The organism is Paenibacillus silviterrae, assembly GCF_030167925.1.
Taxonomy (GTDB): Bacteria; Bacillota; Bacilli; order Paenibacillales; family NBRC-103111; genus Paenibacillus_G; species Paenibacillus_G silviterrae.
This window is the reverse complement of sequence record NZ_JASKUT010000001.1, coordinates 1761334-1778679: the sequence shown is the minus strand read 5'-3', so window position 1 is coordinate 1778679 and position 17346 is coordinate 1761334. Positions and strand designations below refer to the sequence as shown.

The window sequence follows — 17346 nt, the reverse complement described above, 5'->3', positions numbered from 1 at the left end:
GAGCGAATGGAGAAAACCATCGGCGGAAGCTTTATTATCGACGATATCGATCATAACCGGATCGTGACCCCGGAGGATTTTACCGAAGAGCATCGAATGATCGCCCAAACGACGGAGGACTTTGTGGCCGGCGATGTAGCTCCGCATGACGAGGAGCTCGAGAAGCTGAACTACGAGCTTACCGTTACACTGCTGCGCAAAGCAGGGGAGCTTGGACTGCTGGGAGCGGATGTCCCGGAAGCGTACGGAGGAATCGGCCTGGACAAAATCAGCTCCACCCTCATAGGAGAAAAGCTCACCAAAGCTTCCTCTTTCGCACTGTCCATAGGAGCGCATGTAGGTATCGGCACCCTTCCGATCGTATACTTCGGCTCGGAGGCGCAGAAGAACAAATACCTGCCTCAGCTTGCTACAGGGGAGAAGATTGCCGCATACTGCCTGACGGAGCCTTCTTCCGGATCGGATGCGCTTGGAGCCAAAACAACTGCCACCTTATCCGAGGATGGTGAATACTATATATTGAACGGCACCAAGCAGTACATCACGAATGCGGGCTTTGCCGACGTGTTCATCGTATATGCCAAGGTGAATGGGACGGATTTCAGCACCTTTATTGTGGAGCGGACCATGGAAGGCGTGAGTGTCGGACCGGAGGAGAAGAAGATGGGCATCAAGGGCTCTTCCACCCGCCCGCTCATTCTCGAGGATGTGAAGGTGCCTGTCGGCAATCTGCTGTGGGAGGTTGGCAAGGGCCACCTGATCGCCTTTAACATCCTGAACATAGGGCGCTTCAAGCTCGCGGCAGGTTGTCTCGGGGCAGCCAAGGATTCGATCGGCTACTCTGCGGTGTATGCGAATCAGAGAACCCAATTCGGACGAAAAATCTCCTCCTTCCCCCTGATCGGCAAAAAGCTGGCTGAAATGAACCTTCGCACCTACGTGCTGGAGAGCATGGTGTACCGTACAGCCGGATTGTTCGAGGAAGGATTGGCAGAGGTCGATTATGCCAGCCCGAATGTCGGAACCCAATCCGCCAAGGCGATTGCCGAATATGCGTTGGAATGCTCCATCAACAAAGTGTTTGGGTCGGAAACGCTCGATTTTGTAGCGGACGAAGGCGTGCAGATTCACGGAGGCTACGGTTTTATCCAGGAGTACCGTATCGAACGAATCTATCGCGACTCCAGAATCAATCGCATTTTCGAAGGGACGAATGAAATCAACCGGCTGCTGATCCCTGGGACGCTCATCAAGCGGGCCATGAAAGGAGAGCTGCCGCTGATGCAGAAGGCTATGGCGCTTCAGTCCGATCTCTTGTCGCTTGTTCCGGCCCAAGGATTCGAGGGTGCTCTGGAGCAAGAAGCCCATCTGATAGGGATGGCCAAAAAAATATTCCTGATGATCGGCGCACAAGCCGTCCAAAAATATCAGCTGAAGCTGGAGCAGGAACAGGAGCTGCTAAGTCATTTAGCTGATATGATGATCGGTGTCTATGCGATGGAAAGCGCGCTGCTTCGCACGAAGAAGCTGATCGACAAGCGCGGGGAGGAGAAGTCCCGTAATGCGATCGAGATGACGATCGTGTTCGTTCAGGAGACGTTTGACCGTATCGAAGGGCTGGCGAAGGAATCTTTGGCGGCGATGGAGGAAGGAGATATGCTGCGAACGCAGCTCTCCATTCTGAAGAAGCTCGCACGCAAATCCCCGGTAAATACCCTTTCTTTGAAACGAAGAATTGCCGCACGTGTCATTGAAACAGAGCAATATACCGTGTGATTATCAGCATGAACATCATAAGGGGTGGTAGATATGTCAACCAAGCCATGGCTACGACATTACCCAGTCGAAGTGCCTGCGACCTACCCATACCCGAAGCATAATTTGGCATCTTTTCTTATTCAGACCTCTTCCTTATACCCGGGTCATACCGCACTCCATTTCTTAGGCAAAAACATTACGTATCGCCAGCTGCTGAACGCAGCCTATCGATTTGCCAATGCATTAACCCGATTGGGCCTTCGCCAAGGGGACAGGGTCGCGATCATGCTGCCCAATTGTCCCCAGGCCGTTATCGCTTATTTCGGCACCTTGCTCATGGGCGGCATCGTTGTAATGACTAATCCCTTATATATGCCGCGCGAGCTGGAATATCAGCTTAATGACTCCGGAGCAAAGCTGCTCGTTACTCTGGACATTTTGTTTAGCCGGGTCATGAAAGCGGTCCCTGCAACCGGAGTCCAATATACGGTCGTTACCTCCATCAAAGATTACCTCCCATTTCCGAAAAACATCCTCTATCCGATCAAAGCCAAAAAGGACGGCCTGAAACGAAAGGTTTTGTACAGTGAACAGGTGCTGTCCTTTATGAAGCTGCTGCATCAGGCTGACACAACACCGACTCTAGCTGTAGTCAATGCGGAGCAAGATCTGGCCCTTATTCAATATACAGGAGGAACCACAGGTGTAGCTAAGGGTGTCATGCTGACTCACTATAATCTGATAGCGAATACCATCCAAAGCCGCTTATGGGCCTATCGGTCCCAGGTTGCTTATGAACGATACTTGGCGGCGCTCCCTTTTTTCCATGTGTTCGGCTTAACGGTGCTCTTGAATCAATCCGTGTACTTGGCCGGAACCCTGCTGCTCATTCCTCGGTTCGAGCCTACTCAAGTGCTTGAGGCGATTCATCAGGAGCAGCCCACCATCTTCCCCGGTGCTCCGACCATGTACATTTCCCTGCTCCAGCACCCTAAGATTAAGCAATTCGATTTGTCGTCCATCGATTTTTGCATCAGCGGTGCGGCTTCGCTTCCCTATGAGGTGCAGGAGTCCTTTGAGAAGGCAACTGGAGGGAAGCTTATTGAAGGGTATGGACTGACCGAAGCTTCTCCCGTAACTCATGCGAACAACATTTGGGAAAAACGAAAGGTCGGCTCCATCGGGATTCCCTTCCCGGATACGGAGTGCCGTGTCGTCGACATCGAGACGGGAAAGGAGCTGCCGGTTGGCGAGATCGGAGAGCTGACGGTGCGCGGACCCCAGATCATGAAGGGGTACTGGAAGCGGCCGGAGGAAACCGCCAAGGTGCTAAAGGACGGCTGGCTTTATACCGGCGACATGGCGCGAATGGACGAAGAGGGCTTCTTCTACATCCTGGATCGGCGGAAGGACCTCATCATAGCAGGAGGCTATAACATCTATCCTAGAGAAGTGGAAGAGGTGCTGTATGAGCACCCTGATGTCGTTGAAGCGGTGGTGGCGGGAGTAGCCGACCCGTATCGAGGGGAAACCGTCAAAGCCTACATTGTATTGAAAAAAGGTTCGGAAGCCGACGGCGCCGAGCTACAGGCCTGGTGCAAGGATAGATTGGCCGCCTACAAGGTGCCAAAGCTATTTGAATTCCGGGAAAGTCTTCCGAAGACGATCGTTGGCAAGATCCTGCGCAGAAAGCTGCTGGAGGAGGAAACCGAGCAGCAGGAATAACAAACGGAACGGTTAGGATTGGATAGGGCAAACGAATCCTGGAGGACCATGCTTATGGAAAGTGTAAATTCCGATTTTCTCCAGAAATTAAAAAAATCGGCCCAAGGAACGTTTTGGGAGCATATCGGGGCTGAGATTGTAACCGTATCCCCCGAGGAAATCATCATCCGGGTGGAGCTTCGAAAGCATCACCTGAATCACTTGGGGATATTGCATGGAGGCGTGCATGCCGCATTGCTCGACTCTACTATGGGTCTTGCCGCAATGATTGCGAGGCCTGAAGATCGAGTAGTGACAACCAACCTCAACATCCACTACTTGGCCCCTGCGGACAAAGGAGCCTTGAAGGTGACGGCCGGGCTCATTCACAGCTCCCGCAAGCTCATCACGGCGCAAGGCTTTGTGTATGACGAAGAAGGGAAGCGTTGTGCGTTCGGTACGGGTACATTTCGGGTGATCCCACCTCAGAAGGGAGTGTAGAAGATGGACGTGAAGGAGCGATTACAGCAGCTTGCCGATCGAATGAATGAGAATCCCGATCCGATTCGTCCGCTGCAGTCCGTTTACCAGCTGGAGCTGGATGCGGAAATATTACAGGTACGTTTTCGATCGGGCACAGTGGAAGTGATGGAGGGCACGCCGTATTTGGCGGATTGCACTTTGACCTTGACGACGGCCAATCTTATGAAGCTGCTAAACAACGAGCTTAACGCAATGAAAGCCTTCCTATCCGGTTCGCTCAAAATCGGCGGTAATTTAAGCCTTGCCATGAAGCTTCAGGAGGTGCTAAAGCAGTATAAAAGGTAAGCTGTGAGCTGATTTGCAGGCCTCATTGGAGGCCTTTTTGTATGTAAAGAAATGGATGGCACGAAAGCTTTGTGGGTCTGAGCTTCCCTTCCGGTCATTATCCCCTTTTATCAGGATAGAATATGACCGCAGACTGGGTTGCTTTTTTGCTGCTGTTGGCCCCAAACCCCCACCTACTGGACTCTCGGAAGTCTGTCTTATTATCCCTTTGCTTCAGGGAAACGTTTAGCTAAGACGACGGTGAATGGGTCTCATCCCCATTGTTCAGGAATGATCGCTGCTGTGCGAAGGATGGAAACAACAAAAGCTTCTTACCATAAAATGATGTTTAGGTGAATGAGGAAACTATCTCTAGACCAATCACGCGATGGCATGGCAGAGAGGATAACCTCTAGCTTCGCTTTGTCAGGCAAGCATAGGTAATCCTAGGGGAATGAAAGCATAAGCGCAGCAAATTACTCATCAGGCTTTCCTCTTGAGTTGAAGTGTTCTCGAAGTTAAGGCGATAGCAGAACTCGTTTAAATAAGCTTGCAGATGCTTGCGCCCGAGACCATGAAAGGTTCGGTTGATCCACTTGCTTGCGTGAAGGACGTGTTTGATCAGATGGACAAATCGGTGCTCGCTGTAGCGCTCGGTGACCGTACGAATTTCCTCTGTAGCGGGAGCGACTTCTTTTTTCAAAAAGGCGTGAGTGCCTGAACGGAGAATTCTGCGGTGATGCATATGTTCTTTGGATACTACCCGCATTTTGATATAGCCAGGCTCATGAGGAGATTGTGATGAAGTGCCGCTTCCGATGAGAATAGGGTGCTCCTCGGGATGTCCTTCGTAGGAAGAATGGAACGAACGCCCATAGAAGGCAGCGCCTATACGCACAACACCGGACAATAGTTGTTGAGCATCCTTATGGCCTGCAGCAAAACGTATTTTGTGAAGCATTAACCAAGCTGTCTTGTAAGTAACATGAATAGTACGCTGAAGTCGAACGGCGGTAGTACCTTCATCGGTCGAAAATAAATATAAAGCAACAAACCATTTGGATAAGTCCGTTGAACTGCCTTCAAAAATCGTATTTACGGTAAGGGAGGCTTGATATTTGCAGTGTGCGCATTCAAAGAGCGGATGCTTTCTGGTGGAGATGGTATAAGCGTATCGATGATCGCAGCGGGGACAGACGAACCCCCCGGGCCATTTGAGCTGAAATAAAAGCTCCGAGCTGGAAGTCGTATTTTCAAAATGTTCAAGAAGCTGCTGAAGGTTTTCGGTTTGCTCTTGCTTCATATCGAATCCGCTCCCGTTGCTAATGTTTCAATTAACTTATATTATACAGAACATATGTTCCTATTACAAGAGAAATGTTCCAAATTCAAAATATTTTTCATTCCTGAATAGAGGGGATAGACCCCTTCACGGAATACTGAGTTGTAATGAAATACCCACAAGATAACTGACAGGCCGTGCAGTAAACAGCAGGAAGACGGGCAACTTTCGGCATATCCCCCCGGCTAATCTTCCTGATCAAAGGGGATAGTGGTTAAAAAGGAAGGCAGGACGATAGAGCAACATACTCCACAAACTATAGCGTTAAGAAGCAATTCTGATTACAATAGGTACAATATACTTACCTTATTTTACGTACTTGCCTCAGCAAGGGGGACATCTATGGGCTTCCGAGTCATCAAAACGGCACTGGCTGTCGTTATATCCATTCTCATTTCACAAGCATTGGGTCTTCATTCGCCGCTCTCCTCCGGTCTCCTGGCAATCCTGGGTGTGGACGTGACGAAACGAAGAGGCTTACGCACCTCGCTTCAGCGCTTAGCGGCTTCAATTCTAGGCTTGCTGATAGCCGCATTATTATTTTACGTGTTCGGGTTTCAGGTGTGGGTCATCGGGCTCTTTCTTCTAATTTTATTTCCCATCCTGAGTCGTTTGGAGTTAAGGGAGGGCGCGGTTACCGGCTCGGTAGTCATGTTTCATCTGTTCGCCGCGGAAAGCGTGGATCCTCATCTGATCCTGAATGAGGTTTGCCTGCTCCTGGTAGGTCTCGGTACGGCAACGCTGATTAATATTAGCTATATGCCTAAGGAGGACAAGCGTCTCGCCGGGCTGAAGGAGCGGTTGGAATACTGCTTTTCACGAATTTTCACGGAGATTGCGGGACATCTAAGGAATACGGCGCACATCTGGGACGGAAACGAGCTGCTGCTCGCACATGACCTTTTGGAGGACGGTTGGAAAGCCGCCCAACGTTCAAACGAAAACACGCTGTGGTTCGGGGAAACCGATTCCTGGTCTACCTACATAAGTATGCGCAAACAGCAAATGGAATCGGTCGACCGGATGATTCCTTTGGTCGCTCAGGTCTATCAGACGCTTTCGCACGGAGAGCTGTTGGCGAATGTTTTTGAGGAGCTTTCGAAGGACGTATTCGTGGATTATTACACAGGCAGAGCCGAACAGCTGCTGCTCCAATTGGAGAGCAGGTTCAAGCAAACGGCGCTTCCGGCCACACGGGAGGAGTTCGAGGTACGTTCGGCACTGCTGCAGCTGTTGATGGAATTGAAGCATTATTTATCTATCGCCAAACGAGAAAAAAAGAAATTTTCAAAAGAAACGATATAAAATGTAAAAGTTTTTGTCACCCTAGACGAATGTCCTGCATACACATGTAATGAATGATTGTATGGAGGAGGTAGAAAGGATGTCATTAGATAAAGACCTGCAAGTCAGAGAGATCTATACGAAGGCTGTCTGCGGCAAAGGACGCAAATTTTCTCAGGTAACCAACTCGGTCACTCCGCCTCATGCTCCGACGAGTATTTTGGGTGCTTGGATTATCAACAACCAATATGATGCGGTGAAGTCGGGGGACCATGTAGAGGTGGTGGGTACTTACGACATCAACATTTGGTATTCCTATGACAGAAATACCAAAACGGATGTTGCGAAAGAAACGATTTCTTATGTAGAGGTCGTTCCGCTTACTTATCTTGATAAGAAGCATAAGCCGACAACCGCTGAGGTGTCTGCGGTATCCACTCAAGAGCCAAATTGCGTAGAAGCCAGCATTTCCTCTACGGGAGACAGCGTGCTCATTCGCGTAGAGCGTGAGTACAAGGTGGAAATGATCGCTGAGACGAAGGTATATGTCGTCGTATCCCCTTACGGCGGTGACGACCTGGAGGACAAAGGGATCGATTTCGACGATGCCGATGAGGGTGACTTCGAGGATCTCGATCCGGATTTGCTTGACGACGACGTGAATTAAGTTAGGCCACGGTATCTGTTGTTTGTTAGCAGTATATGCCGCAGCAGCAGATTTCGGCAGAGGGCGTTAGCCCTCTTTTTTGTTGTCGGAAGGTTAATAGGTAAAAATAGGCAAACGCCGCAAGAAAGGAGGTGTCTGTATGCGTGCTTATCTGCTGCATTCCGGCGAGCCGGCGGCTCAGCAGCTGCTTCAAAAATTAACGATCCCGCACGGGACGAAGGCCCCGGAGGGGAATGAGAGGGACTGGCTTCTCATTCATTGGGGCGCCTATCATCCGGACCGCGGGGACGATGGCGTACTTCAACCGATCAAGAGCATACTGCTTGCAGGCAATCGGCAGCGGGTGAAGGAAATATTGACGCTGCACGGCATGGAGCCTTCCTGGGAGGAGCCCGGCGAGAATCGGTGGTCGCATGAGTATTTGGTTCCGGTGTTTCATTTAAAAGCGCTGACGCTGTTTTATAGAAGAAATCAAGTGTTTTACGCCGGCAAGGCTCCCAAAGGGGTTACAGCTTCGAATAAAGGGAGTAAGGAGTTCTCGGAAATCGGATTGGAGCAAACCAATTACCATACCATGCGGGCGGTAAAAGAAGCGGTCAAGGCCATTTATGCCTTGGGGCTCGATTATGGCGTAGTTCATATCGGCATTCGGCCTGGAGCCGGTGCAGCCATATTGGAAGTGGAGGCGATTCCCCGGCTCACGCCAAGATTGGCGGAGCTGTTCGCAGCGGCCATGGCGCAGCTGGATCGTGAGTTAGCGGAGGAGGAAGCGCGGCGAGGAGAGCCTGGAGAGGTCATGCTGGGCGCGGATCCGGAGTTTCTGCTCAGGGATACCAGGGGCAAGATCACCTTCGCCTCGCAGTATGCCCCTAAGGAGGGAGCGTTCGGCTGTGATTCCATCGTCCTGCGAAGCCGCCGCAAAATTTATCCGCTCGCCGAGCTGCGACCTCGGCCCAGCACGGATGTAAAACAGCTGGTGGGCAATCTGCACAAAACGATGCAGCTGGCGGCAAGGCGGATCACGGATAAAGGGCTGATATGGATTGCCGGCGGCATGCCGGTGCGGGGTTTGCCTTTGGGGGGGCATATTCATTTTAGCGGAGTCAGCCTGAACTGCTCGCTCTTAAGGGTGCTTGACAATTACGTTGCGCTTCCGATGACGCTGCTAGAGGACGCGACGACGACGCGGCGCAAGCCGGCTTACGGCTTTTTGGGCGATTTTCGCAGGCAGCGCCACGGCGGCTTCGAATACCGTGTCCTTCCGAGCTGGCTAGTGTCACCTACGGTAGCGAAGGGCGTACTGGCTTTGGCTAAGCTGACGGCTCAGCACTATCGCGAGCTGAAGCTCAGACCCCTCACCGACCCTGAGGTGCAAAAGGCTTATTATAGAGGCGATAAGCAGCGGATTCGTCCTCTCATTGTTTCGCTCTGGCGGGATCTGGAGAGGCTGAAGGGCTATGCGGAGCTGGAAGCTTATCTGCTACCGCTTCGGCGGATGATGCTGCAAATGCGCGCTTGGGATGAGCAGCAGGATATCCGGCCCAAATGGAAAATCTCACCCTATCGGTAAAAACGAGTGCACTCTATCAATTCGTGCTATAATGAAAGAGACGCCCGCAGAATCGGGAACTGGTGTTCCAGTCATGCGGGCGGATAGCACGAATCTTGGAGGATGAAACGGGTATGGCACAATATACGCCGATGATCGAGCAGTACCTCGCCGTGAAGGCGGAGGTGCCTGACGCGTTTTTATTTTTTCGCCTCGGCGATTTCTATGAAATGTTTTTCGAAGATGCGGTGCAGGCTTCGCGCGAGCTGGAAATTACGCTGACCGGACGCGGCGCCGGCGGGGATGAGCGCATTCCGATGTGCGGCGTTCCCTATCATTCCGCTGAAAATTACATAGCCCGCCTAGTAGAAAAAGGATATAAAGTTGCGATTTGCGAGCAGGTGGAAGACCCTTCGGAAGCGAAGGGCGTCGTGCGCCGCGAGATCGTGCGCATCGTTACTCCGGGGACCGTAATGGATTCCCGATCGTTAAGCGAGACAAGCAATAACTATATCGCAGCCGTTACCACGAAGGACGGCGCCTACGGCTTAGCAGCGTGCGACATTTCCACAGGAGAAATGTACGTTACTCGTCTGGACGGCTCCTTCGAGCTGCTGCTGGACGAGCTGAACGTATATAGTCCGTCCGAGCTGCTCGGCCATGCTTCCTTGCTCGAGCAAATTCGCAGCGGGACGGCTGCTTGGCTGAAAACCACAGTCATGACGCATAGGGAAATGGTGCAGGAGGGTGGCTTCTCTCCGGAGGACCACTTCAACAACTCCGAGCTGGTCAAGCTGCCCGCAGGAGGTCGTGAAACGGTAGCGGTCTTGATGGGTTACCTGCAGGAAACACAGAAGCGCTCGCTGTCCCATATCAAGCATATCCGTGTATACGAGCCGAGCCAGTTTATGATTATGGACCCGTTCACACGGCGGAATTTGGAGCTCGTGGAGACGGTCCGCGACCGTTCGAAGAAGGGCTCGCTGCTGTGGCTGCTGGATAAAACGGTGACGGCCATGGGCGGACGGCTGCTTCGCCGCTGGATCGAGAAGCCGCTGATGAACACCGGCTTCATTCAAGATCGGCTTGAAGCCGTGGAGCGGCTGTACAACCAGCTGATCGTGCGCGAGGAGCTGAAGCAAGCGCTGCGCGAGGTGTACGACCTGGAGCGGCTTACGGGGCGCATTGCCTACGGCAGCGCCAATGCCCGCGACCTGGTCGCGCTGAAGCAGTCGCTGCAGCAGGTACCGCTGCTGCGGCAGCTGCTTGAAGAGAGCGGCTCGCAGACGCTCTCCAGGCTGGCGGCACGGATCGACCCGTGCCGGGACCTGCTCGAGTGGATCGAGAGCACCATCGTGGACGAGCCGCCCGTCTCCGTACGGGACGGCGGCATGATCCGCGAGGGCTGCAGCGAGCGGCTTGACCAGCTGCGCGAGGCGAGCACGAACGGCAAGCAGTGGCTTGCCGAGCTCGAGCGTCAGGAGCGCGAGCGGACCGGCATCAAGTCGCTGAAAATCGGCTTCAATAAGGTGTTCGGTTATTTTATCGAGGTGAGCAAGGCGAATCTTTCCTCTCTGGAGGAGGGGCGTTATGAGCGTAAGCAAACCTTGGCGAATGCGGAGCGCTTCGTCACGCCGGAGCTGAAGGAGAAGGAGGCGCTCATTCTCGACGCTCAGGAGAGCATGGTGGATCTCGAATATGAGCTGTTTGCGGCGCTGAGGGACAAGCTGACGCAGCATATTTCCCGATTGCAGCAGCTCGCCGAGCTGATCGCTACCGCGGATGTATACCAATCGCTGGCGCAGGTGAGCGCGTCGAACCGGTTCGTTCGGCCCGAGGTAGGCGACTTCTACGAGCTGTTGATAGAAGAAGGACGCCACCCGGTCGTAGAAGCGGTATTGGAGGATGGGGTATTTATCTCCAACGATACGCGCATTTCGGCGGATGAGGGCACTATGCTGCTGATTACCGGTCCGAACATGGCCGGGAAGAGCACCTATATGAGACAGGTAGCGATTTTGTGCCTCATGGCTCAAATCGGCTGCTTCGTGCCCGCCAAGAGAGCGAGAATGCCGGTGATCGATCGCATTTTTACGCGCATCGGCGCCGCGGATGACTTGATCGGCGGCCAAAGCACATTCATGGTCGAGATGATGGACATCCAGGTGATGACGGAAAAGGCCACGACAAACAGCCTGGTCATTATCGACGAGCTGGGACGCGGCACCTCGACCGGCGAGGGTATGGCGATCGCACAGGCGGTCATCGAATATTTGCACGATCACGTCGGGTGCAAGACGCTGGTCTCGACGCATTTTCACGAATTGGCGCATCTCGAGGAGAGCTTGTCCGGCCTTCGCAATTACTGCATGGCGGTAAAGGAGAGCGGCCAGCAGGTCACCTTCCTGCGGAAGCTGATTCGCGGCGCGGCCAGCACAAGCTACGGCATCTATTGCGCTCAGATAGCGGGTCTGCCCGGCAGTATCATCGACCGTTCCTATGAGCTGCTCGGCGCCTTCGAGACGCGAAGCGAGCTCAAGCTGGCGGCAGCGGAGAATGCGGTGGCTGCAGAGCCGAAGCCGGAGCCGGAAACGAAGGGCCCGGTAGAGCAGCTCAGCTTGTTTACGGAAGAACAGCCTTCTCCGACGATCCACGAGAAGAACAGGAAAAAGCCCGACGCGAAAACGGAGCAGCTTCTGGACCAGCTGCGCTCGGCAGACCTGATGAATATGACACCGATGATGGCGATGAACTTTTTGCACGACATCAAAAAAATGCTGCCTTAAAAAGAAAGAAAAGGATGATCCGTATGAAAAAGCTAACCAACCGCACCCTATGGCGCCGTTCCGCCGCTATGCTCTTATCCGCTTCGCTGCTATTGTCCTCACCGATGGCCCTATGGGCTGCGGATGCCAACACGGATCGTATGAATGAGGTCAAGCTGCTTCTGGAGCAAGCGCATGTGAGCGCACCGGCTGCCAATGTATTGGCAGGGAAAAGCATTGAAGAAATGATTCAAGCTTTGGATGACCCCTACACGCAATATTTTACTCCGGAAGAGCTGAGGAGCTTTGAAAACTCGGTGGAGAACAACTATGTCGGCATCGGGGTTAGGATTAGTGAAGACCCTGCGGGTATATATATAGAGGACTTGTTTGAGGACTCTCCGGCTCTTAAGGCAGGGATGAAATCCGGGGATATCATTGTTCGCGTGGAGGACCAGTCGCTTGTGGGTAAAACGACGGAGGAAGCGATGAGGCTGATTCTCGGACCGGAGAATACGAAGGTGAACGTAACCGTTCTAAGGAACGGTCAGGAGCTGAAGCTGCAGCTGACGAGAAAGCAGATCCATATTCCTCCCGTTTCAAGCGGCTGGTTCGCGCCTGGTGTAGGTTACTTGAGCGTTTCTACGTTTTCCAGCGACGCGGATGAGCTGATGGAGCAGCATCTTAAGGAGCTGAAAAGCAAGGGCAGCGGGCTGACCGGTTTAATTGTTGATCTTCGCAATAACGGCGGCGGGCTGCTGGATACCGCTGTTCAAATGGCCAAGCTGTTCGTGGAGAAGGGGGTCCTGATCCATACCCGCGACCGGGACAATATCGACGAAAAGGTTGAGTTCAGCAATGGACAGAAGCAGCCGTTTCCAGTGTTTTTCCTGGTGAATGAGTATAGCGCGAGCGCTTCGGAGGTGCTGACCGGTGCTCTGCAGGATTATCACGCCGCTACCGTAATCGGAAAAAAGACCTATGGAAAAGGCAGCGTGCAGACGGTATTTGATTTGAAATCCGGCGGTGCCCTGAAGGTAACGGTGGAGGAATATTTAACGCCGAACCTGCGAAAGGTGAACAAGGTCGGTCTCCAGCCGGATCAAGAGATAGAGGGCAGTGTTCCGCAAATGATTACGGCACTGCGGATGGCGGGCGTTCCTCGTTTGGAAGTGTCGAAAACCCGTGAGAATGTATACATGAATGGTGTGAAGGTGAATGACTGGTTCCCGGTACTTCGTGAGCAGGGTGGCATTTATGTTCCGTCGCGAGTATTGGCTGCCGTTCTGGGCGGCAAAGTATCATGGGATCAAGAGCGCAGTGCTGTGGAGATTGCCACGGCGGACGGAACTCTTCGCTACTCTCCGTCCGGGGAGGATTGGATTCTGCGGGAGGGTACAAGCTTCATCGACGTCCGCCGCTTTGCGGAGGCATTCCCTTCGTTTCATTGGAGCGAAGAAGGCTCTACGGTGAAATTCAGCACGTCTAAGGAGTAGGCGTTATGGGTAAAATTAACATTTTGGATGAGCATATTGCCAACCAGATTGCCGCGGGGGAGGTTGTCGAACGGCCCTCCTCCGTTGTCAAAGAGCTGGTCGAGAATGCGGTGGACGCAGGCGGTACCCGGATCGATGTGACGATCGAGGAAGGCGGCCTCCAGCTGATCCGCGTAGCGGACAACGGCTCGGGGATGGACAGCGTGGATTGCGAGAGGGCCTTTTTCCGTCATGCGACAAGCAAAATCATCAGCGCGCAGGATCTGTTCGCTATCCGCACGCTCGGCTTTCGCGGGGAGGCTCTGCCCAGTATCGCCGCGGTAGCGAAGGTAGAGTGCGTTACCAGTCCGGATACGACCGGACTCGGGACGCGTTTTGTGATCGAAGGCGGCAGCGTAAAGGTCAAGGAAGAAACGGCTGCGCCGCGCGGAACGGATATTGCGGTACGTGAGCTGTTTTATAACACGCCGGCAAGGTTAAAGTATATGAAGACCATCCAGACGGAGCTCGGTCATGTCACGGATTACATCTACCGTCTGGCATTGGCTCATCCGGGGATCGCCTTCACGCTGAAGCACAACGGGCATACGCTGATCCAGACGCTGGGTAATGGCGACTTGCTGCAGGTAATTGCAGCGGTGTACGGCACGGCTGTGGCCAAAACGATGCTTCCGATCCGCGGGGAATCTTTGGATTATAAGATCGACGGCTATATTGCGAAGCCGGAGATGACGCGTGCCAATCGTAACGGACTGAGCACAGTCGTCAACGGGCGCTACATCCGCAACTTCCTGCTCATTCAAGCGATGCTGCAGGGCTATCACACGCTGCTGCCGATCAATCGCTTCCCGCTGGGCGCGGTGCATATCCAGATGGACCCTACGCTGGTCGATGTGAATGTGCATCCGGCGAAGCTGGAGGTTCGCTTCAGCAAGGAAGCCGAGCTGATGCACTTCCTCGAGCAGCAGGTGCGAGAGGTGCTGGGTCGCCAGCGGCTGATCCCGGCGGGGGCGAAGCCGGTTCGCGAGGCGGTCGTGCAGGAGCAGCTCGAGCTGAGCCGGCCGGCTGCCGAGCCGGCGAGCGGCACAGGCGCCGGTGCGGGCACGAGCGGCTATACGGCGCGCGAGACAGCGGCTAGCTATGCGGCTGCACCGCTGCCGGAGCCGCCTTCGGCGGAGCGCGGCGCTTGGAGCGACGCCTCGCGGCGCGGCGAGCCTGCGCAGGCGGCCCGCCGCGAGGCAGCTGCGACGCAGCGGCCCGCGCCTGGCGCCCGCGAGAGCGCGGCCGCAGCTGAGGCGCTGCTGCGCTCGCTGACACCGCCGTCCGCCGCGCCGGAGCCGCCTGCGCTGCCGGCGTTCCCGAAGCTGTATCCGATCGGGCAGATGCACGGAACGTATATCGTCGCCCAGAACGAAGAGGGATTGTTCCTGGTCGATCAGCATGCCGCGCATGAGCGGATCAACTACGAGCATTATTACGAGCTGTTCGGCAAGCCCGTAGAGGCGAGCCAGGAGCTGCTCGTTCCGATTACACTGGAGTTCACCTCTATCGAAGCCGCCCGGCTGTCGGACAAGCTGCCTCAGCTTGAGCATGCGGGGCTGTATTTAGAGCCCTTCGGCGGCAGCTCGTTCCTGGTGCGGGCTTACCCGCATTGGTTCCCGCAGGGGGAGGAGCAGGCCATCGTCGAGGAGATGATCGAATGGCTGCTCCAAGAGAAGAAGCAGGTCGATGTGGGCAAGCTTCGCGAGAAAGCGGCGATCATGTGCTCCTGCAAGGCGTCGATTAAGGCCAATCAAAACTTGAGTCATCTTGAAATAGAAGCGCTGCTCGACCGGCTTGCCGGCTGCCGCAATCCTTATACGTGTCCGCACGGCAGACCGATCGTCGTCAGCTTTTCTACCTATGAGCTGGAGAAAATGTTCAAAAGGGTGATGTAATGTTAGTAACGACCTCCTATGATCCGAACCCGGAGCAGCTCGCGGAGGCACAACGTTTGGCCCGGGAGCTGGGCGGCCGGGCGGTGGCGAGGCGTCAGATGACGTTCGCGATGCTGCGGCGCCGGTTCGGTGACGAGGACATCCTCCTTGTGTCCAAGGAGCGAATCGAGTATCATCATGAACAGCGGCAGCCGCTGTTCTTTCATCCCAGCACGGCAGCTGTGCGTATCAAGCGCCTGAACAACGGCGAGAACGATCCGCTTCTGGAGCTTGCCGGCATCCGGCCGGGGGACCGCGTGATCGACTGCACGGCAGGGCTTGGCTCCGATGCGATCGTTTTCTCCTTCGCTGCGGGCAACGATGGCAAGGTAACCGCGCTGGAGAGCGCTCGTATGCCCGGATTTCTGCTGAAGCAGGGGCTGCAGACGTACGAATCCGATGTGCCCGGGCTGAATGAGGCGATGCGCCGCATTCAGGTGCTGCATGAGGATCATTTGCCGTTCCTGCTGCGTCAACCGGATCAATCCGCAGAATTCGTCTACTTCGATCCGATGTTCCGGAAGCCGATCACGGAATCGGCCTCGATCCGTGCCATCCGGGGCATTGCCGATGAGCGGGCGCTATCCTCAGAAGCCATCCGGGAAGCCGTTCGCGTGGCGACGAAGGCCGTTGTGCTCAAGGAGCACCGTGACAGCGAGGAATTCGAGCGGCTTGGGTTCACGGAGGTGCAGCGCTCCGGCTCGAAACTAGCTTATGGAGTGATCAGATGTTAACGGAAGCAGCCTATGCCGGCCCGCAGGAGCAGAACAAGCCGCGCTTGCTCGTTCTGGTAGGTCCGACGGCGGTCGGCAAGACGAAGCTCAGTCTCGCCTTGGCTCAGGACCTTCATGCCGAGATTATCTCGGGGGATTCCATGCAGGTATATCGCGGCATGGACATTGGGACAGCCAAGGCCAGCCCGGAGGAGCTGGCGACGGTGCCGCATCATCTCATTGATATCCACGAACCGGACCATCCTTTCTCGGTCGCGGAGTTTCAAGAGAGGGCCCGCGAGATTATCGAAGAGATCCATCATCGCGGCCGCTTGCCCTTTATCGTGGGCGGGACCGGCCTCTACGTGGAATCGGTCTGCTACAACTTTCAGTTCAGTGAGGCCGGCTCCGATGAAGCTTATCGCGCGGCACAAGAAGCGTATGCAACGGAACATGGAGACGAAGCGCTTCATGAACGACTTCGGGAGGTCGACCCGGAAACAGCCTCCCGGCTGCATCCGAACGACAGGCGGCGAATCATTCGTGCGCTGGAAATTTTCCACTTGACCGGGGAACGGTTGTCCGATCGACTGAGGGTACAGAAAAAGGAATCGCCTTACGAATTGTGTATCGTCGGGTTGACAATGGATAGAGCTTTACTATATAAACGTATTGAAGAACGCATCGATCTGATGCTGGAGCAAGGGCTGGTCGATGAGGTTCGCCGGCTTCTGGAGCAGGGGTACGGTAAGGAGCTGATCTCTATGCAGGGACTCGGCTACAAGGAAATCATTACATACCTCGAAGGACGCTGTACATTGGAGGAAGCGGTCGAGCTGCTGAAGCGGGATACGAGAAGGTTCGCCAAGCGGCAGCTTTCTTGGTTCCGTCACATGAAGGATATCTACTGGGTAGATGTGAGCGATTTGGCAAATTTTTCTGCCCATTTGCAGCAGATCCATGCTATAATAGCTGGAAAGCTGACCTATGACCGTTAACTATTTGGAGGGGGCCCATTCATGAACAAGTCGATTAATATTCAGGACACTTTTTTGAACCAGCTTCGCAAGGATAGTATTCCCGTAACCGTTTATTTGACCAATGGGTTTCAAATCCGCGGCGTCATTCGGGCATTCGATAACTTCACGATCATCATTGACAGCGAAGGCCGTCAGCAGATGGTGTACAAGCACGCGATTTCCACCTTCACACCGCAGCGTGCCGTTTCCTTAATGCCTCAGGAAAGCGCGGAGTAATGCAGCTCGTCCGTTAACGGCAGATCGAT

Annotated in this window: 14 protein-coding genes; 13 read left to right on the top strand and 1 reads right to left on the bottom strand. The window is 54.2% G+C overall.

Features of this window, described 5'->3' with window-relative positions; translation table 11 throughout:
- Window positions 1-6 precede the first annotated feature (6 nt).
- The 4 genes from QMO62_RS07745 to QMO62_RS07730 are packed head-to-tail and all read left to right on the top strand — an operon-like array spanning window position 7 to window position 4290.
- Window positions 7-1776 (top strand): acyl-CoA dehydrogenase FadE, encoded by a 1770-nt coding sequence (locus QMO62_RS07745; protein ID WP_284640023.1) that lies wholly within the window; start codon window positions 7-9, stop codon window positions 1774-1776.
- Between the two features lie 33 nt (window positions 1777-1809).
- Window positions 1810-3483 (top strand): long-chain-fatty-acid--CoA ligase, encoded by a 1674-nt coding sequence (locus QMO62_RS07740; RefSeq protein WP_284640022.1) that lies wholly within the window; start codon window positions 1810-1812, stop codon window positions 3481-3483.
- A gap of 54 nt (window positions 3484-3537) precedes the next feature.
- Window positions 3538-3963, top strand: a complete 426-nt coding sequence (locus QMO62_RS07735) for a PaaI family thioesterase (protein WP_284640021.1) — start codon at window positions 3538-3540, stop codon at window positions 3961-3963.
- A gap of 3 nt (window positions 3964-3966) precedes the next feature.
- A complete protein-coding gene (locus QMO62_RS07730; RefSeq protein ID WP_284640020.1) occupies window positions 3967-4290 on the top strand; it encodes an SCP2 sterol-binding domain-containing protein in 324 nt (107 codons plus the stop codon).
- Between the two features lie 391 nt (window positions 4291-4681).
- On the opposite strand, the gene QMO62_RS07725 is transcribed toward QMO62_RS07730, so the two are convergent.
- Entirely contained in the window at window positions 4682-5572 is an 891-nt protein-coding gene (locus tag QMO62_RS07725; RefSeq protein WP_284640018.1) for a transposase, read from the bottom strand.
- A gap of 381 nt (window positions 5573-5953) precedes the next feature.
- On the opposite strand from QMO62_RS07725, the gene QMO62_RS07720 reads away from it, so the two are divergent.
- The 9 genes from QMO62_RS07720 (at window position 5954) to hfq (ending at window position 17317) form a co-directional block, all read left to right on the top strand.
- Complete coding sequence (locus tag QMO62_RS07720) at window positions 5954-6916, top strand: aromatic acid exporter family protein (protein WP_284640017.1); 963 nt, start codon at window positions 5954-5956, stop codon at window positions 6914-6916.
- Between the two features lie 79 nt (window positions 6917-6995).
- On the top strand, window positions 6996-7562 hold the full coding sequence (gene cotE / locus QMO62_RS07715; protein ID WP_284640015.1) for an outer spore coat protein CotE: 567 nt from the start codon (window positions 6996-6998) through the stop codon (window positions 7560-7562).
- 139 nt (window positions 7563-7701) lie between these two features.
- Window positions 7702-9132: a putative amidoligase domain-containing protein gene (locus QMO62_RS07710; RefSeq protein WP_284640013.1), complete on the top strand. Its 1431-nt coding sequence runs from the start codon at window positions 7702-7704 to the stop codon at window positions 9130-9132.
- Window positions 9133-9245: 113 nt separating this feature from the next.
- Window positions 9246-11897: a DNA mismatch repair protein MutS gene (gene mutS, locus QMO62_RS07705; RefSeq protein ID WP_284640011.1), complete on the top strand. Its 2652-nt coding sequence runs from the start codon at window positions 9246-9248 to the stop codon at window positions 11895-11897.
- Between the two features lie 23 nt (window positions 11898-11920).
- The gene (locus QMO62_RS07700; protein ID WP_284640009.1) at window positions 11921-13372 is read left to right on the top strand and encodes a S41 family peptidase; all 1452 of its coding nucleotides are present in this window, start codon (window positions 11921-11923) and stop codon (window positions 13370-13372) included.
- A gap of 5 nt (window positions 13373-13377) precedes the next feature.
- Window positions 13378-15309: a DNA mismatch repair endonuclease MutL gene (gene mutL / locus QMO62_RS07695; RefSeq protein WP_284640008.1), complete on the top strand. Its 1932-nt coding sequence runs from the start codon at window positions 13378-13380 to the stop codon at window positions 15307-15309.
- Entirely contained in the window at window positions 15309-16082 is a 774-nt protein-coding gene (locus tag QMO62_RS07690; RefSeq protein WP_284640006.1) for a class I SAM-dependent methyltransferase, read from the top strand. Before mutL ends, QMO62_RS07690 begins: the two co-directional genes overlap by 1 nt.
- Complete coding sequence (gene miaA / locus QMO62_RS07685) at window positions 16076-17059, top strand: tRNA (adenosine(37)-N6)-dimethylallyltransferase MiaA (RefSeq protein WP_284640004.1); 984 nt, start codon at window positions 16076-16078, stop codon at window positions 17057-17059. The genes QMO62_RS07690 and miaA overlap by 7 nt, the downstream gene beginning before the upstream one ends.
- 21 nt (window positions 17060-17080) lie before the next feature.
- Complete coding sequence (gene hfq / locus QMO62_RS07680; protein WP_284640003.1) at window positions 17081-17317, top strand: RNA chaperone Hfq; 237 nt, start codon at window positions 17081-17083, stop codon at window positions 17315-17317.
- Window positions 17318-17346: the final 29 nt, after the last annotated feature.